The sequence below is a fragment of the Enterobacter sp. BIGb0383 genome (assembly GCF_003751845.1).
GTDB lineage: Bacteria > Pseudomonadota > Gammaproteobacteria > Enterobacterales > Enterobacteriaceae > BIGb0383.
In genome coordinates, this window is the sequence record NZ_RJKQ01000001.1 from 776011 (window position 1) to 798199 (window position 22189).

The following is a 22189-nucleotide window of genomic DNA, read 5'->3' on the forward strand; positions in this document are numbered from 1 at the left end:
ATAAGTCTCTACTAAATCGCAATGCCACAGATAAATAAAACAGATATATGATACAAACCAGCGCTTAGCAGGGTAATGGTTAATGGCCGGTTAACTCCAGTATGCTAAGCCTTAAGCAAGGCTTAAATTAATAACTTTATTCTCTATCAACCCTCATTTTTTATTCCTTCCAGTCGATAAAAAACTATCAACTGTAGTCGGTGCTGGCATTTATTTTTTTGATCGGCAGCAATTTTATAGCGCAGCGTTAAAAATTACTGCTAGATTATTTATACAACTCTAATAGAAGTGGATGACATGATGCTTTATGTCTCGTGGGACCCTGTGCTGGTCGGCATTTCATATCTGGTCGCGTTTATCGCTTCATTTATTGCGCTGGACAGCGCCGGTAAAATATCGACCTCCGGCGCAAAAGCGGCCCTGTTCTGGCGAATCGCCGGGGGCGCGACGCTGGGTATCGGGATCTGGTCCATGCACTTTATCGGCATGCTGGCGATGGAAATGCCGATGCTAATGAGTTACGACCTGCATCTGACCTTTATCTCTCTGCTGGCCGCGCTGGTCGCCTCGACCCTGGCAATCAATATCGCCGTCTCAGGTCAAACGCTGTCCGTCAAACGGCATCTGCTCGCTACCGCGATTATGAGCTCGGGCGTGGTGGTGATGCACTACCTCGGCATGGCGGCGCTGATGATGCACGACATTATCGTCTGGAATATGGGGCTGGTGGGCTTGTCGGTACTTATCGCCATCGTCGCCTCCGGCACCGCCATCTGGCTGGCCTTTAGCCTGAGGGTGAACAGCAAAGGTGTACTGATCAACCGTATTCTGGCCGCCATGGTGATGGGATTTGCCGTCGCCGCCATGCACTATACCGGAATGAGCGCGGCGGAGTTCCATAACCACGGTCAGTATATGAACGGCGGCGTCAACGAGATGGGGCTGTCCGTCTGGGTCTCCGCGACCACCCTGGTGATTCTCGGGGTGATGCTGATTGTTTCCATGGTTGATTCACAAATCCGCACCACCCGGCTGACCGAAAATCTGCAACAGCTTAACCAGCAGCTGGCGCATCAGGCCCATTACGATGGCCTGACCGGCCTGGCCAACCGCAGTAATATTGATATGCGCCTTGAAGGTTGCCTGGAGGACGCGGTGAAAAACGGGACCCGCTTCGCGCTGGTCTTTATGGATCTCGATCGCTTTAAGCTGGTCAACGACGCCTGGGGTCACCATGTCGGCGATCACCTGCTGGTTTCCGTGGCCAATCGTATTAGCGCCTGCCTGACGTCGAAAATGGTGCTGGCGCGCCTCGGCGGGGATGAGTTTGTGCTGATGGTCCCGGAGACGGACGAGGCGGAAGTGTCAGAGCTGGCGGCACAGATGGTGAATGCGGTAAAACGCCCCTTCTACGAAGCCGGGCAAATTATTCAGGTCTCCCTGAGCGCCGGGGTCAGCCTCTATCCTGAACACGGCGACAGCCTGCATATCCTGAAACTGCGCGCCGATACCGCTATGTACAATATTAAGCAGCGAGGTCGCAACGGCTGGGCTATCTGGCATGAGGGGATGACCCAGAAGACGCTCGCCGCACCGGCATTTTTGCAGGATCTGACCCAGGCCCTGGATCGCGATCAGTTCGAGCTCTGGTATCAGCCTAAATATCACGCCATCAATACCGAAGTCTCCGGCTTTGAGGCGCTGCTGCGCTGGCGTCACCCCACCAAAGGCGTGCTGCTTCCGGCGCTCTTTTTACCGCTGCTGGAAAAAACCGGTCTGATCCTCACCGTCGGTGAATGGGTGCTGGAAACCGCCTGCCGCCAGCTCCAGATCTGGCAGCAGCAGGGCCATACGGACTGGACCCTGTCGGTGAATATTTCCGCGCTGCAGTTTGACCAGCAGGATCTGGCCGATAACGTGAGCAGCCTGCTCGAACGCTACCCGTTCCCCCCTTCTCGCCTGACCCTGGAGATCACCGAAAGCACGGCGCTCAAGAATATGGAGCACAGCGTGGTGGTGCTGGAAACTTTAAGCCGTCTCGGTATTACGGTGTCGATTGACGACTTCGGCACCGGCTACTCCAATATGCTGATGCTGAAAAATCTACCGGCCCGCGAGCTGAAAATCGACAAGAGTTTTATCCGCGACCTGCACGACAACAATAAAAATGTGCGGATTGTCGCCACCATTATCGATATCGCCCATGCGATGAATATGAAGGTGGTAGCGGAAGGTATTGAAACCGAGGAACAGCAGCGACTGCTGACCAGCCTGGGCTGCGGCGTTCTGCAGGGGTTCCTGTTCTCCCATGCGGTGCCCGCAGAGCAGATCCCCCTGCTTCTGCCCGCAAAGAGCGTACCGGTCAGCATCGTGCGCAGCAATAAAAGGCCGCGCACCGTTGTTCACCATCATCCGTTGATTAAACATAAGAAGCAGGCCTGACGCCGGGCGTAAAAAAACCCGCGTCTGCGGGTTTAGCGTTGCGATCAGGCGTGTCCGGTATCGGACAGGGTCGCCATCATCCTCGGGAAGTTTGCCACATTGCCGGTGTCATACTGCGGCAGCGGGTTCACCTTTTTATAATCCCATTCCGAGGCGGCACAGGCTGCCTCGCTTCCTCCCTGCTGCGTACAGGCAGCAATGCGCTGTGACGGTACAACCGCACAGCCAACGGCAATAGCCAGAAACCCGGCGGCCGCCAAAACTTTCATCATCATCAGTAAACCAGCTTCTTTCTTACATTTGCCAAAAAACGGGGCGGATCGTGGCACGGCGCGCTGCAGATGTACAGAATTGAATGGCTCAGGACATAGTCTACTAAAGGGGTATAGCCGTCTTCAACCCACCATTATATATTTAATTATATAACGAGTATTTTAGGGGGTGACCTATGCGTAATCATTTTGGTAATGGCCTGAAAGCGGGCCTGAAAAGTACCGACACCTGCATGGCATTTATGACCGGGCGTTTCTGTTCCGAATACAATAAAGGCTACGTGCTGGGCTACTGCTATCAGATCGTCAAAAAAACCGGCGACAGGAAGTCCGCCGCCTGGGAAGCCGGTCGGCTGACAAAGCGCTATCAGCTTGATACCGCCAGCATGGTGGAGTTTTTCAGCGAGTATAAAGCCGACGAGACGATTCGCTGCTTCTTTATGGGGTATGAGGTGGGTTAAGCTCTATTGAAACCATTCTCGCGGGCCGGTTATACCAGCCCGTCATGAATATTTTTACAAAAAACAGCATCGGAACCGTTTTATCGGGCCATATACGTCGGTTGCGGCATCGGTCGTCCATAGCGCACTCGCCCATTCTTCGTATCGCTGTAGTTTCTTGCCCCTTTCGTTGACCAGGTCTCTTTTATCTTCGCACCAATAGATTCATAAAAGGCTTCCAGTTGATAAATATCTCTGACAATAAACCAGTTGCCACGATCGCAAACCGCAAGAGGAAATTCACCCGGTCTGGCTACCGCACCTAGAAACCCGCCATCTCGGTCCACAACATCCTTTTCATGTGCAACCATAAAAGAGGAAAAGTTGACCTGGGCACCATGACGCACGACGTTATGTTCAATATCATCAAAAGGCCGTGCTGGATCGACTTTTGCCACCTGGCTGTTAATGCCATTAATAATATCTTTTTCTTCTTTCGAATTGACCATAACGGTTCTTGGTCGACCCGCTCCGCGAAAAGTAATCATATCGTGAGCATCATAGTCTCCGGTATAAGGGATTGACTTCCAGTTATCCTGAGATTGTAGCTGGTCAATATTTCTGGGGTTGGTCAGGTCCAGAATCCCACTGGAGACCGAGTCGGCAAGGGCTGTTTTTTTGACATCTCCGGTATAAACTCCCTCCAGGCCGGTGTTATCCCAGTGACCAACATAACCAATAAGATCAATATCTTTAACCAGTTGAAACACGGCCTCATACTCTTCTGGATCTTTATATTTCGATTTCAACGAGCTGGGTTTGATGGTCTTCTCAAGAATATCGTGACCTTTTGCTTTCGCCCCGTGGCTAAGGGCATTGATAGTGAAGGGACCCGCTTCGCGGAAGCTGACGCAGAAATTGCCTTTCCTGGCCGCCACTGAAATAGCCGCCATATGTTCTTTCAAAATAAAATTTTCGGCAATCTCGACGAGCTCTTTAACTTTACTTTTCATCTTAGACCTCATTTTTCTGTTACCACTGAGTATTTTGCACGACCTTAAACGGCGAAAAGCTCGCTTTTCTGCAGATCGACAATATGTACCTCGGTACCGTTAATCTCCGTGGCGGCAGCCTTATTATCACTCCAGGTTTTAAAGATCGCCTCCAGGTCATCCTGATACGCTTTATCGATGATCCCAGTAATCACCAGGCTGACGTTAATAACCGAACCATCATCCTCCTCAGTCGCCTGCTGCTGGCTTTCAATACTGACTCTGGCCAGTTTCTGCTCTCCGCCGCTGCCCAGTTGCTGGCACAGGGTCTGCCACAGCTGGTTATTCAGCGCTTTCATATCCACATTGGCCGTCTGCACTATCTCGCTAGTCACTGCTTTCACCAGCGTCTGCGGCAGGCTGTTATCAAGCAGGATCGGCACAGTCACGGAATACATCAGCGACAGGCGCGGTCGGTTGCCCAGCGCCTGCCAGAAGCTACCCAGGCTACTTAAGTTTTCCTGTGGCGGAACAATACGGGTGTATGCTCCGGCAATACCGTCCAGGCTGCGGTTATTCAGTAGCGCCTGTAACGTCAGGGTCATGATCTGTACGGCCTGATTATCCGGGCTGCTGTCCGGGCCGTCCCCGTCGCTGCCCGCACTCTGCGCCTCCCAGTAAGTAATCAGATAATTGCAGCTCAGGTTCACCCACCCGGCCTGCAATACGCCGCCGCTCACGTTCAGACGAGAACGCTCGCTCTGCCGCAGCTGTAAATCCTCGTGCACGTCGTACAAAAAGACGCTGACGGTGGGCGTTGACTGAACACTGTCGACATCGGGCAAGTCAAAACGAATATCAATACCGCCCTTGTTATCCGGGTCGAGATAACCCTTTAGAGCGGCCAGCAACGCTTTATTCACGCCAACAATGGTATTAGAGGGTGTAATCGCGGACATAGTAACCTCGCTGTAATATTAAAAAGTAGCCCAGGGTTAGAGGGCCAGACGGCCCAGCTTGCCCAGCTCCCGGCTGATGGCATGTTCGATATGATGCAGGTGGATCTTTTTACTTTTCTCTTCCGCCGCCAGCACGGCGGCCAGTAGCGCAACGTTGCGAATATTGGCGCCGGTCAGTTCGCTACGGGTACCCAGTTGGCTAAAATCGACGTCATCCGCCAGCTTCAACGTCTTCGGCCAGATGGCCTGCCACATCTGCGCCCGCAGCGCGGCATCCGGCCAGGTAAAGCGGGTAATAAAGGTAAATCGCCGATTAAAGGCGCTGTCGAGATGGTTACGGTTGTTGGTCGCCAGAATGACCAAACCGGGGTAATTTTCCAGACGCTGCAACAGATACGACACTTCGATATTGGCGTGACGATCGTGGGCATCTTTGGTTTCGCTGCGCTTACCGAACAGGGCATCGGCCTCATCAAAAAACAGCACGCCGCTGTCGGCCTGGGCCAGGTCGAAAATACGTGCGAGGTTTTTTTCCGTTTCACCCACGTATTTATTCACCACGTTGGAAAGATCGACCTTGATCAAATCCACGGCCAGATGCTGCGCCAGCACTTCCGCCGCCAGGGTTTTCCCGGTCCCTGAATCACCGTAAAACAGTGCGCTGACGCCGGCTTTGCCGCCGGTTTTGTGGCTGAAGTGTTTTTCCGTGACGCTTTCCCGCAGCCGGATGGTCGCGAGGATCTCCGCCAGTTGCTTGTGCATCGCGGTCGAAATAACGAGATCGTCGAAAGTGCGTGTTGGCGTAATGCGCTGCGCCAGCTTGCCGAAATTCTTCCGCGTGCGGTGGGCCAGCGCCTGACGTAAATCATCCGGTTTAAGAGATGCAGTACTGTCCCTGAGCTGGCGGTAATACTCCGCCTCCTGCATTAGCTGCGAAACATCAGCCGGATTAAACGCATAGCGCTGCGCCAGGTTAAACAGCGCCTGTTTCTCTCCGGCGGCAGGTCTGGGCGACCACGCCTTCTGTAACAGCGCGGCTTTTTCATCAAGCGTGGGCTGCGGCATAGCAATATGCACGCAGGCCAGTCCGGAAAAGACGGGGACCGTCGCGGCGGCGTCGGCCAGCACAACCACCGGCAGCCGGATCTGCTTCAGCAGCGACGTCAGGGTTTGCAGATAACTATGCTCCACGGCGGATGGCTGCACGACGTTTTCCAGCAGCAAAACGGCATTATCCAGCAGGGCATCGCGGACAATTCCGATAATCGCCTGCTGCTGCTGCGCCTCCGGCAGGCTGGCAAGCCCTTCAGCATTGACGCATAACAGGCTACGCCCGTGCTCTGCCAGCAGAGTGGCCAGCGCCCGCTCCCGCCCGTCCTGCTCATACCCCTCCAGGACCACAATGGGGGGAACATCGTCGGCAGGCGTCAGGCAGAGACGGGCAATCGGCTCCACGAGAGCGGCCGGGTACCATGCCGACGCATCGGTCTCAGCCCGGTGCGTCCAGGCATGGAGTGAGGTCGTCAGCCGATCGTTGCCGCAGAAAAAATGCCATACGGCGATATTCAACGCGTAAGTTGATGGGGACTTTCTGTTTCCCACGGGCTTGAGCTCTGTCAGCAACTGAAAGCGAAACAGGGGTGATGCCGGATGCAGCGCCGACTGCAGCAGCTGAAACGCAATTTGCGATGTCGCAAAGAGTCGGGTCAGCAGACTTCGGCTGACGCTTTCCCCCAGCTCACCCTCAGGGAGTCGGGCATAGTGGTCGCTCAGGCGTGGCAATAGCGCGACCAGCAAAATATCGCGTTCGCCGGGGGTGAGATCGAAAGTATCCACCAGGAACTGCAGCCGCTGCGTCAACACCCTGTCGGCGTCGGGGAGATAAACGTCCGCCGTCTGTATCCAGCAGGGGTTTCCCTGCGGGGACTGCAGACGCCGGACAATCTCATCTTCCGGCAAAGAAAAATGTTCCAGACCGGCGGGGAATTCCCCCATACGCTGTACATAATCCAGCTGGAACAGCAGATCGATGCGCTCAAGGCAGAGGCAAAAATCTGCCTCGTCGCTCTCGACGACCGGCCGCGAATAAACAATATGTTCGGGAGAATAAGGCATATTTTATCCTGTCAGATGTGGAAGCGGCCAGAAAAGGGTTAGCGGCTGTTTAAGCCAGGGAAGTGCGGCCATGGTCAGCGGCCAGGGCCAGTCGCCCAGCAGATAATCAAAGGCCTCCGGCCACACCTTTATTTGTGGTGGAACGGTGTCATACACCACCTCGCCAGGGCGCTGTAAAAACAGGCTGCGAATGTCATTTGGCCCCAGCTTTTGCCAGCCCGGCAACTGGCGAGAAACCGCCGTCAGCCAGTCATCCAGCCGCTGTTGCTGCTGCGGGCTCAGGGGACTGAGTTCCGGCTGTGGCACATCGGGCGCAATCCCGCACAGCAGACGATTTACCGCCAGACGTGACGGCACCGGCTGCTCCTGCGCCCAGACCAGTCCGTCAAGACAGACTGCCGCCTGCCAGCGGGCAGAGTCGTGGATAAAACGATCCTCCCGGGTCAGTTCCAGCAGGGAGAACAGCTGCGGCAACAGCGGCCAGAGTATGGCGAGACCGGCATTGCTGACGGACTGTGATTGTGGTGACGGCTGCTGCGACGGTGATTGTCGCGGCTGATGCGATTGTTGTGCCTGTCGTGACAGCGGCGACTGCTGCGGCTGTTGTGATGGCAGAGCCTGTCGTGACAGCGGCGACTGCTGCGGCTGTTGTGATGACGGTGCCTGTCGTGACAACGGCGATTGATGCGTCTGTTGTGATGACGGAGCCTGTCGTGACAACGGCGACTGCTGCTGTAAAACCTGTCTGAAATACGTAGAAATGTGCTCTGCAACGGTCCGTCCCGCGCGCTTAACCACCGCATCGCGCACGGTTCCCTGCTGCCAGAGAGGCAGCAACCAGCGAAAAATTACCGTGGCTGGCGGTATCCGTGAGCCGGGCCGGGTGGCGCTTTCCAGAACCTGTACCACCAGTTCGGCGGGCACTTCCTCGTCACGAATCGCCTCCGTCAAGGCATTTAACTGGCGACTATCCGGGTAATGCTCACTTAACCAGCGTTGCCCCCGGGTATCACTAAGCAGATAAGCCAGCGCCGCGAAAGCCAGCCGACTCTCCGTTGCCCGGCGATAAAAGGCGGGTGGCGGAGGGGATGGTTCCGGTAATGCCATAAGCAGCATCCGCTTTAGCAACAGCTGAAGCCGGTCCATCTGCCGGAGCAGCAGCAGTGTTCGCAGCCTGACAGGCTGCAAACAGCACAGTGCCAGCGGATAGACTGCCGCTTCTTCATCAAACCCGGCCAGCAGAATTTCTGGATCGCGGGACTCACCGGGAGAACGGTTGCCCGCAGAAGAATGCAATTCCGGGCTACCGCTCCCCGCCTCCTTCGATAACGCATCCGCAAAGGCCTGCGCCAGTCGGGCATTAAACTGAGTATCAAACTGCAGGAATGGAATAGCTCCAAGATTTAATACCAGCTTATTTATGACGACAGGGGTTTTCCAGTAATATTGTTGAAGAATGTTTTTAATATTTTCAGCGCAAAGATAATGCGAGCGAAGTAATACTTCTCCTCGCGCACAAGAATTAATTGACACTTTAATCTTAATGCTATTTATATGCATGACGTTACTCATCTGCATCTGGGTAAGTTACAGCTTCATAATAAATGCAAGAGCGAAATAAACTGGAACAATATCGACGGAAGTCATCTCTCCTGAAAACGTTCCCGTGTGGCTATGCTTATCGCCGTTACCTGCATAACCTATTGTATTCGCCGCTGAGTTTCCACCTGGTATATCACCTGATTTTTGTAGTTCAGGATAATAGTTATCACCAAGAGAACTAGAACTATAACTCCTTACTATAGCATGATTATGCGATGGCATTTCATTAACAGTCAAAGCATGCCCACCGATATTAACAGAACCTTGCGGGGTAAAGCTCGCCGTATTATATCCACCCGATGAGGACTCAAGATTACTCGCCCCCCTGATGAATTTATCTCGCAAATCCGGCGTACCATTTTCCCCATTACATAATGCCCAGCCATCCGGAACGGCACTTCCGGAAAACATAGTAATCATCCCTTTTGGGATAACGGCGGATATATCCACACTTACGCCTGATGAGTCCACGGTAATACCAGAGCCTGCCTTGACACGGATGGAATCATTATCCACGGCAATCCCGTCGCCTGCACCTACGCAGATACCATTAGATTTATAGACCAGCCCGGAACCCAGATCGGTCTCCAGGCGGTTATTTTTAAAAATAAGCGGAGCGAAATCAGGATCGCTATAATCCGAATCTAATTTAAGCTGTAAAACATTATCAGCATCGAATTCAATACCGGTCCCTGTTTTAATGCTAATTCCATCCTCATCTGCGGTAACCCCTGAACCCGCCTTGATCTTAACGGCAACACCCTTGTCGCTTACGGTAATCCCCGTGTCAGCTTTTACACCTAATCCAGAAGAGTCCTGCACCAGACCATTGTCAAGATCGACAACAATCTGATTGGTATCTGTATTCACCATAACAGGGCTACAACCAACAGGGTCATTTTTAAAATTATATGATGTAATATCAGGCTCCAGCAGTCCGGAGTCGCTGATCCTCATCCCCTGACCTGCACGAGTCTGCCCTGAAGCCAACCCCGCAGCGCTGGCACCGGCATTCGCCATATCAATCAGATCGGCAAAATCACTCTGCAGTGGAATACTCCCGGCCTTAAAGCGCAACTTTAGCGCATCCGCCGTGGGGAGATCGCTCTGCGTCAGTACGCTTGCCTGTGTCAATACCGTTTTTTTAACCGCCGTTGTTTTCGCTTTCGTTACCGTGCTTTTTTTCGCTTTGCTTACGGTTGTTTTTTTATCGTTGCTGTCAGCCATTTTATTCCTCCGGATGGATTTTTTCTTAAACTGGTTAATCGTTATTCTTTCCTTAAAAACAGACTAACGCAATTTAAAAAACGCAAATAGAATACAGGAAAAATTCAACACTATAGAATTTCACTCTAACAGAACTCTATATGTCATTAACCATAAATTAATAATTCATAGCTTTAATGGCCAAGTATTTACAACTTCATGATAAAAGCCAAAATATAATAAGCTGGAAGTGCAGTAAAAGTATGAGCATGAGTTCCTACTGAAGCCGTGGCATTGTGCGTATGCTTTTCCGAAGCACCTCCAACAGCATCAATCAATTCTCTTCTTGGCGGACTGTTTTCATTCCCTACGGTAATTGATGTCGTACCTCCATCGGGGTTACCAGTATTCCATGTGTATCTTACATTATGTGAGTGTGGAGGAAGTTGGCTGGCCGTGAGTGCAGTACCAGCAATATCTATACTAATCTCACCTGGAGACTGTTGGTCGGTTGATACTTTGTAACTTTTCGAATCATCGCTGCCATCCAATGAAACTCCTCCGCTTTTTCCAGATTGTGTAAAGTCACCTCCGAGAATAAAACGGTCTACTAAGTTTGGCGTACCACCTTCCCCATTACATAATGCCCAGCCAGCCGGAACGTTACTTCCTGAGAACATGCTGATTAACCCCTGGGGAATGATCATATTACTCCCGACGCAGGTAAACCTCACCGTCATTCGAGATAGAATTTCACCAACAGGATCGTTGTCAACATCTGAAATTAGATTAACCGTCAGAACGAGAGGATCGATAAATAACGTACAATTGCTAAAGTCGTCCTCGGTGGTATCGAGTCTAAATTCATAATAAAAGCTATAGGTATCATACCCCATTGAAACGTATTCAAAAGGCTGCCAGGACAAATTTACCCCCACCTTTTTACGACCAACGATAGTGACCGTTGTTCTTTTTTTCTGTCCAGATGAATCAATTTTGACTGCCGGACATAAAAAGTGCGTTGAGTCTCCGTTCAATTTAGCAACAGCCTGAGTCGGCCCTGTATCGGTGTCAACGGCAAGGAGCGCTATTTTATCATGCAATTCAACGCCAAAAAAATGCTCCGGCGCTATAATAGTATCTGCTGTTGAACCTGGTGAAACATCATAAACAATGCTGTATTCATGTGTTAAATCCTGCTGCAAACGCCCCTGACTGTCCTTTACCAGCCCCCACCCGGTCCCGTTGTCACCCACCGCCTGACGGCCAATATTCGCCATATCAATCAGATCGGCAAAATCACTCTGCAGTGGAATGCTCCCCGCCTTAAAACGCCCTTTTAGCGCATCCGCCGTGGGCAGATCGCTTCCTGCCAGCACCGCCGTCTCCGCTTTTACTATCGCCGTTTTCTTCACTGCAATGGCGGTTTTTTTTACTGCCTCCGCAGCGCTTTTTTCCGCGTTGCTGATGCTTCCCTTTGGCTTAGAAGTGGTTTTATTACTTTTGCTGTCGGCCATCTTTTTTCTCCGAATCAGTTATTCAGTGTTCAGTCAGGCAGTAACATCCTGCGGCACATAAAGCAGTTCTTGATCGAGGATAATATCGGTATGCCATTCAGTGCCATCGTCCCCCAGCACCGAGGTGCGCTGGGCCTCGGTGGCGATACGCATCAGGCCAATACCCAGCTGCGCCACCGGCAGATGGCCGAGCGTCAACATCTGCATAATGGCGAAGGCGTCATCGCCTAAGGGAATACCGTTGTTTTGCCAGCGCTTATAGGTGGCAGCAAAATTTTTAAACTCCGGCTCGCTAAGCCAGACATTGAGCAGCGACACGTGGGCGGGGAACTCCGCCATAATGGTTTGCTGGAGCCAGGTCAGGAGCATAGCGGGGTCGATATTGCTGGCCTCCACCATACTGCGGTTATGGACGATGCTGACCACAAAGGAAAAACGATCCTCGAAGGCGTAGGCCGCCGTATCGAAATTCCACTGAAAACGCCAGGCCTCTTCCGCCGAAGGGAAATCGTCTCCGCCCGCCTCTTGTTCAATCAGCAGGGTGCAGGCAATGTTGTCCACGGCTTTGATGGTGGCCTCAATCAGCCAGTCACCGTCAGCGTCCACGGAAGCGACTTTGCTGACGGCCGGTGTATCGGGCAGGGACGCCAGGCCAGCCGGGCGAATGGTTATTGTATCGCCCACGGCCACCATGGAAGGGAAAGGACTCTGGGCGCTGCTGACCAGTAAACGCTGGTTCGCATTGTCGGGCTGGAGAGCGGCATCGGCGTAGTTCAGGCGATAATCCATATCCTGTAGCCAGATACTGCTGTTCTGCCAGCGCAAATTCTTCGCATTCCAGGCACTTTGCAGGCGATCCAGGTCATTCACCAGCTGCTGGCTATTTTCCGTGCTGAACATAACGGTATCGCCATCGGTGTCGATGACCAGCTGCTGGCCGACCACCAGCCGGCTGTCCCCCTCGATCGCAATAAGGTCAATCAGCTGCCCTTTGGCAATTTTTCCGGCGCTGCCCGCCTTGTTTAGCTTCACTATCGGCTTTGTATCAGAAATAAAATCATCCGGCGTCTGCTCCGCGTCATAGCCCGCGTCCGGCGTCTGGGGCAGCAGCTGGCGGTGTTCAATAACGTAGAACGGCAGTTTGCCGAGATCCGGATTATCGGCAAAACACTCGCTGTTCAGACCGATACGCGCGGCGATACGTTTTTGTAACGCAGAAACTTTATCGATGCGGATATTGGTGCGGTCATAGCCCAGCTCGGGCTGCTGCGCCAAAAACGCACGCTGGGTGGCGAGAAAATCCGCCATATCCAGGGTCAGCGGCCGGGCCGCCCGACTGGTACCGAAGTAACCGAGCAGGTACTGAATAAAATCTAATTCGCGGGCAAAATTAGCGTCCGGCGTGGCGGGGATCACGGCGGCATCCTGCTGCTGTAACGTGGTCAGGGCGCTGGCATACGACTGATGCACCTGCTGGCCGACCGAATCGGCGGCATAAGGCCAGCGGGTGCCGCGGATGGCGTTCAGTTTATCCCTGTCGGTAAACCCCAGAAGCCGGGGCAGCGCGGCCAGTTCCGCACAGCCGTCCGCCAGTTGCTGATCGGCGGGCAGCAGGAACTGATGCAGCTCGCGAACCGTGTTATCAATCACCCCATCCGGCTGCTGGAGTTGGTAGCACTCTGGCAGCCGGTCGCCCACCGGGGTATAGGCCGCCAAATCGCGCTCCTTGCCGGCTGGTAAAGTGACTGGCGTGGTCTGGATCAGCGGCGTTGTAGAAAACGCGTTCAGAACCGCATCGCTGTCCGCACGCTGGTAAATCCCGCCTTTGACGATCAGGGTAAGCGGGCTGCTGGCGGAAGCCAACAGCGTCAGAGGGTCATCACCCCAGAGCTGGGGGAAATAACCGCTGGCAACCTGCCACGACCAGCTGTCTCCGCTGACGGCGGTCATCTCCCCGGGCAACTCGCCGGGCGAGAAACTGCTGATACTGGTTACACCCGCAATACTCTGCAGCCGGTTAAACAGCTGGCTCAGATTAAGCGTTATTCCGTCTGCCGAAATTAACGACGGCGATGCCTGCTGCCAGCCATACTGCAAAAGCGGGCCTTCAAATATCGCCTCGCTGCTGTACCCCGCCTTCTGCAGCTGAGAGGTGGTCTGCCGGGTAGCCGTTGGCAGCAGCAGTTCCTCGATAGTCTGATAAATCTGCGCCACTACCGGGTTAACGTCGTTAATATCTTCCGCCAGCTCAATGGTAAACTGCGGGCTAAAGGTCACCGGCTGAAGCCAGATAATGCGTGACACAGACTCGCCAAGATTACGGTGATTGGTCAGAAAATCCGCCAGGTACTGGTCAACTTTGGTCTTGCCACTGGGATTCAGAACCCCAATCAGGCGGGTTGGCAGAAGATAGAGCCAGTAATTCCCGCGCAGGAGCATCTGTTTTTTGTCATCACTGCTCACATCATCGGGTTCGGTAAAGCTGTATTCCCGCGTTTGCGCGTCATACCACCAGTGGAGACGGTTGGCTTCCGGCTCCCGAATCAGACAAGCGTCGCGGAACAAAAAGTCAGGCGCGCAATCCGCATCAAGCTCCAGATCGGGAACGTCGTTGCTGTGCAAATCCCGCAGCGCCCGGCGGTAATCCTCTGGCGTCACCGTGGTACAGGTCAGGACGTGATCCGGCCCGAACAGCAGCGGAAAGAGCGTATTCTGCCCTTTGAGGGTCAGCAGATCGTTCAGCGAGAGCGACGCGCGATAGCTGAGATCGGAACAGTTCCATGTCACGGCCTGCAGCAGGGTAATACCGGGATCGTGATCGCCGGTATCGGTCCAGATCTCACTGCTAAGGGCGGTAATCGCCGTGGTGACCTGCGGCCAGAGCGTATCAAACGCAATATCGTCTTTGACCTGCGTAAAGAGCGCGTTTTCTTTAGACATAAATACTCCGTTCAGGTTAACCGAGGTCCGGTACAGGGTTCAGAATCAGCACTTCATTGTCGCTGGCGCTGATGGTCTGCTGCTGCGCTTCGCCGCCGTCACGCGTCAGCGTCAGGGACACCACCCGCTGTACCAGCGGCGACTGCTGCAGTGTCGCCAGTAACTGGTAGTAATCCACCCGGTTGCCGGGCGTGACCGCCTGTTTCTGATCGTCACCCCAGGGCATATAGCGCTGCTGTAGCCAGCTTTCCAGCTGGCGGTAGCCGTAGTCAGGCGATATTCCGGCGATAAAAATCACCCGATAGAGCGCGGTTACATCGATATAGGTGGGGTTCAACAGTTCAGGCGTCGCCCACAGGCTGGTGTACTGCTGCAGCCAGCTGGCCATTTCCGCCAGCCGCGCACTGCTCAGCGCCGGGCGCAGGGCATCGTCGTTATCGCGATAACGACTGTCCGGGATCGCCAGCAGCTGCTGCTCCGTCAGGGCCGGAATATGGTTGAGTTTTTGCTCATCGGGAAACTGGACATCGTACAGTTGCGGGTAGCGGTCCATCAGCATACTGCGCATATTCCCCCAGCTGATGGCTCGCTGACGGTGCGCAATACGGGTAGCCGCCCGCTGAAGCAGCGCGTCCTGCGTTTCCTGAATCTGGCCGCCCGTGGATGGCAGCAGTTGGGTAACGCTGCTGATTTCCGTTACCGGGCTCGCCAGCTGGCTGATGGTGCCGGCCGGTAATGCCTGCGCATAGTGGCTATTATCCACCGTGCCCGTGGTATCCAGGGTGGCGGTCATTGCGCCGGCAAAGATGGCATTCAGCCGGGGAACGGTGTCAGCGGCAAAAGCGTCACCGTCTGCCGGCTCAGCTTTTATCCAGTAATAGTCTGCGGAAAAATTCGCAAAATCCGACCCCGCCGCGCTATCCTCCGGCAGCACAGCGCGCCAGAGCGCGCTGGTGGAAAGCCCGCCGGTACTGTCCAGCACCCCCGATGATAGCGAAACCCACTCGCCCTGGTTGCTGTAATAGAACCAGCTAAGATTGAGCGATGCCGGGGCGTTGAGCGACCAGTACACTGACAGGGTTTCGCCCGGCGTTACCTCGCTGAATCCAAGATAAAGCGCCGGGGCCGTGTCTCCTGAGTCCTGTACCGCCAGGCGGACAGCCGATGAGGCGCTGTTGGACAGGGAAAGCGATGCCGCAAAGGTGGTATCGATCCGGCTGACCTGCGGCGTCCAGGGGGCATTCTTACCCTCGGGTGATTGTTGCCACGCGGCGTGATTGAAATCGGCTCCGCTCAGCACGACCCGGGCAATATATCCCGCAGTGGCAGAAGTATCTGCCGGAATGATGACGTGAAGCGGCTCCCCTTGTGGGGTCCCCTCGCCGGAAAAAAGCGGCTGCTCGTCCCCCTGCTGTTCCGTACCGTCGGGCGCAACCAGAACAATCTGCGCTTTGAACGCTGCGTTATCGGCCGGTGGCTCAGGATAATCCGCATACCACTGGGCGAAACTCTGCTGGGGGAGATCGCGCCACTGCGGCTGAATCGTCAGCGTCCCGCCGGTGCGTGAGAACGCCACCGGGAGAGTGAGTTCAAAAGCGCTCCCAAGCTGCGGCTGTGCACCGAACGGATAGCTAAAGGTATCAAGATGGCCGGCACCGTCCTGGCTGACGTAGTCCGTCTCCTGGCAGTTATCAATCGCCACCGTCAGGGCATCCGGTGCGGCGCCGCCCTGAGTCGTCGGAGAACGTAATACCAGCTGTGGCGCGGTCCATGCCTGAGGCTGAGCGTTACGGGCTTTCTGCAGGGTCTGCGCGGAGAGGCGGAACACAGCGGAAGTGCCGTCGCGCTGAAAATCCAGATCCCCGCTCTTACCCACCAGCGCCAGGGTGGCCGCCGTGTCCAGGGTATTTTCCACCCGAAGATCGCCCGTCAGGGTCGCCAGCAGCAGGCTCTGCGAGACCTGCTGCTGCTGCGCGCTTTCATTGTCCGTCTGGCTGAACAGGCGGATGCCCTCATCAGGCAGGCTGATATTACTGGCCTGATCGAGTGCGGTGCTGACCCACCAGCTCCCGTCCGTATCCTGCCGGGTCCAGCACAGCAGGCTCAGCTGCTGAGGCGTAATCAGCAGGTTCTCATCGGTCAGATAAGAGAGCGTATTACCCGCGCTGTCCTGCCCGGCATCCAGCGCGGTACCGGCGGGCAGCAGGTATCCGGTGGTATTTCGCTGTAATTCAAAATTGACCACCACGCTGTCTGGCTGACTGTTACGCAGGGCAAATCCCAGCAAATCATAATAGTAAAGCGCCCGATGCCTGGCCGGCAGCGTATTCAGCAACTGCGTGGGGGTTTCCAGCAGCTGTAATAAGGCCAGTAAAAACGTCTGCTGGACCGGCAAACGCTGTTCCGCCAGCGCGGCATTCTGGTAAATATCACTCAGCTGCTGTGCCGTCGAACCGGCCAGCCAGAAGCTGTCCCATGTCGCGTCCTGATTGCTGGCAAAGGGGATCAGCGCGCTATATTGCGCAATATTGTTCAGCCGCTGCTCGGCCGTGCGGATATCGAGCACAAAACTCTTGTCAGCGATATTGCTGGCCAGTTTCTTTTTCAGTTCATCCAGGTCTGAGATCATAGTATCCACTCACGGGCTGATAATGGACATGCGCATTCTGCTGCGGCAGAAAACGCGCTATTTACCGAACGGAACGGAGTTATCCCGCCGTAACAAATAACTGGCTGTTAGTAAAACTTCCGGACCCCGACGCCATCGGGGTAGGATCGGGCCCGGTGTTTGGATTGGTTGCAGGCGTCTGAACGGTAAACAGGGCGATAAACTGGCTCCCCACCACAATCACCGGGGTCTGCGCCATGACAAAGGGAGCCTGCTGGTCTGCCGCCAGGCTGGCTATGGTCAGGGTGCCGCTTCCGGACTGTGGATAGGCTGAACTGATATAGGTGGCAGACACCGATACCTTTTTTTCATCCCCCAGGATACAGACGTTTTTATTGTCAATCGTCGCCTCCCCGGTGCCGCTTATCTGCGCGAGGCCCGTTACCGTCACGGTATTGGCCCCAAACTGCGGATCGAATTTCAGCTGGTCGCCATCAACAATCACATAGTCACTCATATCAACCTCAGCGCCAGGCCTTCATTTAGATTCAGGGTTCCCTCCACCACTTCGGTAAGCTGACTTCCGGTGAGGGTCACGGTAATTTGTACCCACAGACGGCTGGGCTCATTGTCGGCAGGCTTGATCACCACGTCCTTTAGCGTCACTCTCGGCTCGTAGCGCAGGATCGTTTCCTCTATCCGGCTCTGTATATTTGCCAGCAGCTCATCGGAAATATTCTCAAAGAGAAAATCATTCATCCCGGCGCCCCAGCTTTCACGCATAATGCGTTCGCCGATTTCGGTCAGGAACAGGACCTGCAGGCTTTGTAGAACGGCATCCGTCCCTTCAGCCATCTTTACACCGCTTTCAGGGGAGAACTGCGGCGGAAATGCCCAGCAGCGTCCCAGCGTATTGACTAGCGTGTCGTCACTCATTTTCGCCTCGCAGTTGTCAGGTTATTTTTTCAGATTGATACTGGCGCTGGTGATTTCCACCTGGCTTTCCCCACTCGCCGACAGCTTCTCGCTGGCCTGGAAGCTGATGGATTTTGCGGTGAACGTCATTTCGTCTGGCGTTGTAAGCTGAAAGTTCTGGTCCGCCGTCAGCGTCAGGCTGTTGTTGCCCGACGCCAGCGTGACGGTTTTTTCTTCGGTATTAATCTGCAGCTGTGCGGTGTAGTCGTCTTTGCTTACCACCAGCTCTTTGCGCAGGTTTTGCGCATCGGGCGGGAAAGGCGCGCTGTTTTTTGGGTTGTGTAGCGAATCTAAAATCACCGGATAGCGCGGATCGCTTTCAATAAACCCCACCACCACTTCATCTCCCGGCTCAGGGTAAAAACAGAAGCCACTGGCTTTGCTGGCCCAGGGTTTCCCCAGACGGGCGAAGATATGTTCACCGGGCAGATTAAGCGCAGGCAGTGAAATAGGGATCCTGTCCAGCTGTTCAGGATCGACGGTAAAATCCGCTACCGTGGCAATATGCAGGGACTGAACGGACGGGACGGGGTCTGTAAAATCAGCGGGCAGGCCCGCCAGCAGCTCGCTGCGCCAGCCATCCTCCGTATTAAACAACTGATTAATGCCGGTCAGCATGGCAGTACCGTCCAGTCCGGCGCCAAATTTATCCAGCTTTACGCTCTCTCCCAGACGGAAGTCGCGCGTCCCATCCAGCACAATCCGCCCCTGTACACCGGTCAGCTGCTGATGGTTTATCCAGGAGCGGGAAAGGGTATTGAGCTGGGTTTCCGGCATTGTGCTGAACGCCAGCTGATAATCCGGCTGTCGCGATAGCGTTACCCCCTGCCCGGCGGCTTTCCAGGGATGGAAGGTATCGGAACCGCTTTTTTGTGCCGAACCGAGCTTTTGCTCTGCAACATCCCAGCCGCGCAGCGACAGGCTGTCAGGCGTAAAACGATTATCAAAGGTCAGATCAATCTCATGCAGGGTGTAATCGCTGTACTCTGCGTAACGCTCAAGGGTATGGGCGGCCGATGCAGGCGCGGCAATTTGTGACACCGTCACTGAACTGCTGGCCGCATCGGGCAGCAGCCAGCTGTTGGTGGCAAACAGCCTGCTGAGAATAAACTGCCAGTCGCTTACCCTGAACTGCACCATCTGATCGTGTCGGGTCGCCGATGGCGTCGCCGTCCGGGTCATTTTTACCCCGGCCTGCTGAAAGAGCGCATTCAGGATTGTGCCATCGTCCTGCTGGCGAAATACCCGACTGTGAGGATAAAACGCCAGCTTTTGCAGAACATGACGCGCCTCCAGCCGGACGGACCACAGTTTTCCCCGCAGTAAGAGGCGTTTTTGCGTCAGGGTTCCGCTAAATAGCGGGGTGCCATCCAGTTCAATCAGCACCGCAGCACCGGGTGAGATGTCAGCCACCGCACTTTGCGCCAGCGTATCTTTGCTGTCGGTCGGGATCTGTAGCTCCAGCCGGGCAGAGGGGATGGCATTGATCTGCTGCGCAACACGCAACCGGCTGATTCCCAGGGAACAGACCTTCCCGCCAATTTTCAGGACGATCTCATTCATATCCCGCCCCCTTTCAGCGCCTGCAGATAATCTCCCGGCTGAAAGTCGTCAAGGTTGTCCAGATCGTTATCCCAGGCCATCGACAGATAATCCACGCTATCGGCCAGGGTGGCGCTTGCGGTCAGAGCCATCTGCGGCAATGACGCCAGGTCCGGCACGCCAAGTAAGGCCTGAGCGGGCGATTGCTGATTCAGCTCCGTCTGCTGAATGACAAAGCTTTCATCGGCAACCAGACTCAGACGCACCGTGGCACGTAGCGGCGTGGCATCGCGGTCAAATAGCGTATAGGCGACGGAGAGATCGTTGGCCCGCCCGGCAAACCAGCCCTTATTTTCCCAGCGCATTTTCCCCCAGCTGATACGCAAAAAGCAGGGAGACTCGGTAGCCGCATTGACCGCACACAAGGATTTCAGCATCGCAATCTGGCTTTCCACCGGCGTGGTGTTCCCCGGCATCTGGCTGTCAAACAGCAGATTCAGGCTCAGACCCACCGGTTCGGCGATCACATAGCGGTTACTCTGGGAGGCCTTATTAATGGTCTCTTCCGTGCGAAAGCGCGTCTGATAATCGAGCTGGATGCTCTCCGGGTTATACATCGCGCTCATCTTGCCGGCCGGGATTTTCCCTTCCCGATCTTTCCACGCACCGATCGTCAGTTTTGATAAACCTCGTTCAAGTAAGCTCACAGTTGCCCCCTTTCCTGCAGATATTCCAGCACTTCACGCTTGAGTTTTTCCAGCAGCCGCTGTTCATCCCATTCCGTATAACCTGCCGGTGAGGATGCCGCTGCCTGCGCTGACGTTTCTGTCACTTCAACCTGAATCACCAGTTCGCGAATTTCAACGGTCATAACTTGTCTCCCAGGATGCTCATATCCTGATAGCGGAGTTCGAGGGAGTTGATCAAAACGGTATTACTGCTGGCGTCCAGGTCCCCGATCTGCCAGCGTACCGGCAGGGCATGGCTTAGTGCCCAGGTGGTTAGCGGTATACCGGATTCATTCAGCAGCATGATGACCACGTTGGCCCACTGGGTACTTTCCCGGCGTAAGACCCGATCAAACTGCGTGGTCAGTATTGACGCATTGGTCACGCCGCGCTCCAGCAGCAGGCTGCCGTGGTTGACCTTTTCCGCCAGCCAGAGGTTGCGAATATTTTCGCCGCCTTCCCGGAGCTGGCTCACCTCCAGCTCGCGTGACAGGCCGGAGATCCGCTGGAAAGCAACATCAAGCGGAGCCGGGATGGTGTTAAACACAAAGTTCACCGTAAATCGATGGGCCACTACCGGTATGTCCGCCATAATCAGCTCCCGTTGTTGGTGGTGGCTGAACCATCACGCAGGTCCAGCGTCAGATTGATATCAATAAATTCTGCCGGTGCCAGCAGCGCCAGCCGGAGCTGGATGATCATCTTCCCGGCACTGATATCCTCTGCGCTCATGGTGTCATTGAGGCCAATGTTTACCGTAAAGGCCTCCTCTTCGGTGGTGCCAAAAAACGCACCGTCCAGCCACTGCTGCCGCAGCCAGGTCCAGATTTGCCCCTGCAGTTTCATCCAGGTCTGAGCATTGTTCGGTTCGAATAAGAACACGCGCGCCAGGTCACTCAGATAGGCTTCCACGCTGTTCGCCAGCAGCCGGGTCTGGATATAGCGCCAGGGCGAGCTTTCGTCATTCAGCAGCGTACGACAGCCCCACAGGCGCACCCCTTTTCCCGCAAAGCTGCGGATCGGGTTGCAATAAACCCCGTCCTGATTAAGCAGATCCCGGGACTGGAGAATATTGCGGGATGGCCGCAGGGTTTTCGCCAGGGCGATATTGGCCGGAGGCTTCCAGACGCCGTTATCCGTCGCACTGCTCTGAATAACGGCAGCCACCGCTGGCAAGGGCGACAAGAAAAGGTATGTTTTCACGTCGCTGCCGTCCTGCACGTAGCTGGTCTGTAACCGGGGCCACCATGCCGCTCCGTTCTGGCAAAGATCGGCTGAAAACGACTGCTTGCTGAGCGCGATCGCCTGGACGGGATCTTCTGGCTGTTCCAGCAGCGCAAAGCGCTGCTGGCCCTGGAGACAAAGCTGCAGCAGCGCCTGCCATCCCTGATACCAGAGCGTGGCCGGATCAATACTGTCGTCTGCAACAAGATCGTTAAGTTCGCTCATTTCCGGTACCAGCAGCAGGCCGGTATGGCGATCGGCAGCCACGCTCTCCTGCAGTTCGGCGCTCTGTAGCGCCGTAATCAAACGGGTCAGTCGGGTGGTGTTCTCTTCTTCTCCCGTTCCCAGAGGGAGGACATAACAGGACTGCCCGCGATTCTCAAAAAAATGGCGCAGGGAATACGCCAGGGTTCCGCGACCGCCAAACAGTGAGACGGCCTGCGTCAGCGACGTGACGTTAACGGGCACCAGCGTCGTGACGCTGCTGGCCTGCGTCACGGTATAACTCATAAACAGCGGCATCGTGACCGCATCGTCGGCCAGTACTGAAGTTAGCGAGGTCTCACTGATTGAAACCCCAGGATTAACCATTGCCATCGGAAACTCCTTACATGCCCGCAGGGGACT

General features: G+C 54.9%; 18 protein-coding genes. 2 read left to right on the top strand and 16 right to left on the bottom strand.

What is annotated here, in order from left to right; all coding sequences use genetic code 11:
• Positions 1-300 precede the first annotated feature (300 nt).
• Positions 301-2442: a bifunctional diguanylate cyclase/phosphodiesterase gene (locus EDF81_RS03775; RefSeq protein WP_123346392.1), complete on the top strand. Its 2142-nt coding sequence runs from the start codon at positions 301-303 to the stop codon at positions 2440-2442.
• Between the two features lie 44 nt (positions 2443-2486).
• Here the strand turns inward: EDF81_RS03775 and EDF81_RS03780 are convergent, their stop codons facing one another.
• Complete coding sequence (locus EDF81_RS03780; RefSeq protein WP_123346393.1) at positions 2487-2717, bottom strand: hypothetical protein; 231 nt, start codon at positions 2715-2717, stop codon at positions 2487-2489.
• A gap of 173 nt (positions 2718-2890) precedes the next feature.
• Here EDF81_RS03780 and EDF81_RS03785 point away from each other — a divergent pair, with 173 nt between their 5' ends.
• Positions 2891-3175 (top strand): DUF2623 family protein, encoded by a 285-nt coding sequence (locus EDF81_RS03785; RefSeq protein WP_123346395.1) that lies wholly within the window; start codon positions 2891-2893, stop codon positions 3173-3175.
• A gap of 80 nt (positions 3176-3255) precedes the next feature.
• Here EDF81_RS03785 and EDF81_RS03790 read toward each other — a convergent pair whose 3' ends face one another.
• The 15 genes from EDF81_RS03790 to EDF81_RS03855 all read right to left on the bottom strand — a co-directional run bounded on the left by EDF81_RS03790 (position 3256) and on the right by EDF81_RS03855 (position 22159).
• Entirely contained in the window at positions 3256-4167 is a 912-nt protein-coding gene (locus tag EDF81_RS03790; RefSeq protein WP_260232644.1) for a hypothetical protein, read from the bottom strand.
• A 44-nt stretch (positions 4168-4211) separates the two neighbouring features.
• Entirely contained in the window at positions 4212-5105 is an 894-nt protein-coding gene (locus EDF81_RS03795) for a DUF4255 domain-containing protein (protein WP_123346399.1), read from the bottom strand.
• Positions 5106-5141: 36 nt separating this feature from the next.
• Complete coding sequence (locus EDF81_RS03800) at positions 5142-7220, bottom strand: ATP-binding protein (protein WP_123346400.1); 2079 nt, start codon at positions 7218-7220, stop codon at positions 5142-5144.
• A 3-nt stretch (positions 7221-7223) separates the two neighbouring features.
• Complete coding sequence (locus EDF81_RS24025) at positions 7224-8516, bottom strand: contractile injection system tape measure protein (RefSeq protein ID WP_184999460.1); 1293 nt, start codon at positions 8514-8516, stop codon at positions 7224-7226.
• Between the two features lie 291 nt (positions 8517-8807).
• Positions 8808-10049 (bottom strand): tail fiber protein, encoded by a 1242-nt coding sequence (locus EDF81_RS03810; RefSeq protein ID WP_123346404.1) that lies wholly within the window; start codon positions 10047-10049, stop codon positions 8808-8810.
• A 188-nt stretch (positions 10050-10237) separates the two neighbouring features.
• Positions 10238-11545 carry a hypothetical protein gene (locus EDF81_RS03815; protein WP_123346406.1) on the bottom strand — a complete coding sequence of 436 codons (1308 nt, stop codon included), beginning with the start codon at positions 11543-11545 and terminating at the stop codon, positions 10238-10240.
• Positions 11546-11578: 33 nt separating this feature from the next.
• Positions 11579-14485: a hypothetical protein gene (locus tag EDF81_RS03820; protein WP_123346408.1), complete on the bottom strand. Its 2907-nt coding sequence runs from the start codon at positions 14483-14485 to the stop codon at positions 11579-11581.
• A gap of 16 nt (positions 14486-14501) precedes the next feature.
• Positions 14502-17114 (bottom strand): hypothetical protein, encoded by a 2613-nt coding sequence (locus tag EDF81_RS03825; RefSeq protein WP_123346410.1) that lies wholly within the window; start codon positions 17112-17114, stop codon positions 14502-14504.
• Positions 17115-17193: 79 nt separating this feature from the next.
• The gene (locus EDF81_RS03830; protein ID WP_123346412.1) at positions 17194-17610 is read right to left on the bottom strand and encodes a hypothetical protein; all 417 of its coding nucleotides are present in this window, start codon (positions 17608-17610) and stop codon (positions 17194-17196) included.
• Positions 17607-18029, bottom strand: a complete 423-nt coding sequence (locus EDF81_RS03835) for a GPW/gp25 family protein (protein WP_123346414.1) — start codon at positions 18027-18029, stop codon at positions 17607-17609. Before EDF81_RS03835 ends, EDF81_RS03830 begins: the two co-directional genes overlap by 4 nt.
• Positions 18030-18050: 21 nt before the next feature.
• Positions 18051-19631, bottom strand: a complete 1581-nt coding sequence (locus EDF81_RS03840) for a phage baseplate assembly protein V (RefSeq protein ID WP_123346416.1) — start codon at positions 19629-19631, stop codon at positions 18051-18053.
• Positions 19628-20317 (bottom strand): hypothetical protein, encoded by a 690-nt coding sequence (locus EDF81_RS03845; protein ID WP_123346417.1) that lies wholly within the window; start codon positions 20315-20317, stop codon positions 19628-19630. The genes EDF81_RS03840 and EDF81_RS03845 overlap by 4 nt, the downstream gene beginning before the upstream one ends.
• Positions 20314-20481 (bottom strand): DUF5908 family protein, encoded by a 168-nt coding sequence (locus EDF81_RS24030; RefSeq protein WP_184999461.1) that lies wholly within the window; start codon positions 20479-20481, stop codon positions 20314-20316. The genes EDF81_RS03845 and EDF81_RS24030 overlap by 4 nt, the downstream gene beginning before the upstream one ends.
• A complete protein-coding gene (locus EDF81_RS03850; protein ID WP_123346419.1) occupies positions 20478-20930 on the bottom strand; it encodes a phage tail protein in 453 nt (150 codons plus the stop codon). The genes EDF81_RS24030 and EDF81_RS03850 overlap by 4 nt, the downstream gene beginning before the upstream one ends.
• A gap of 2 nt (positions 20931-20932) precedes the next feature.
• On the bottom strand, positions 20933-22159 hold the full coding sequence (locus EDF81_RS03855) for a phage tail sheath family protein (protein ID WP_123346421.1): 1227 nt from the start codon (positions 22157-22159) through the stop codon (positions 20933-20935).
• Positions 22160-22189: the final 30 nt, after the last annotated feature.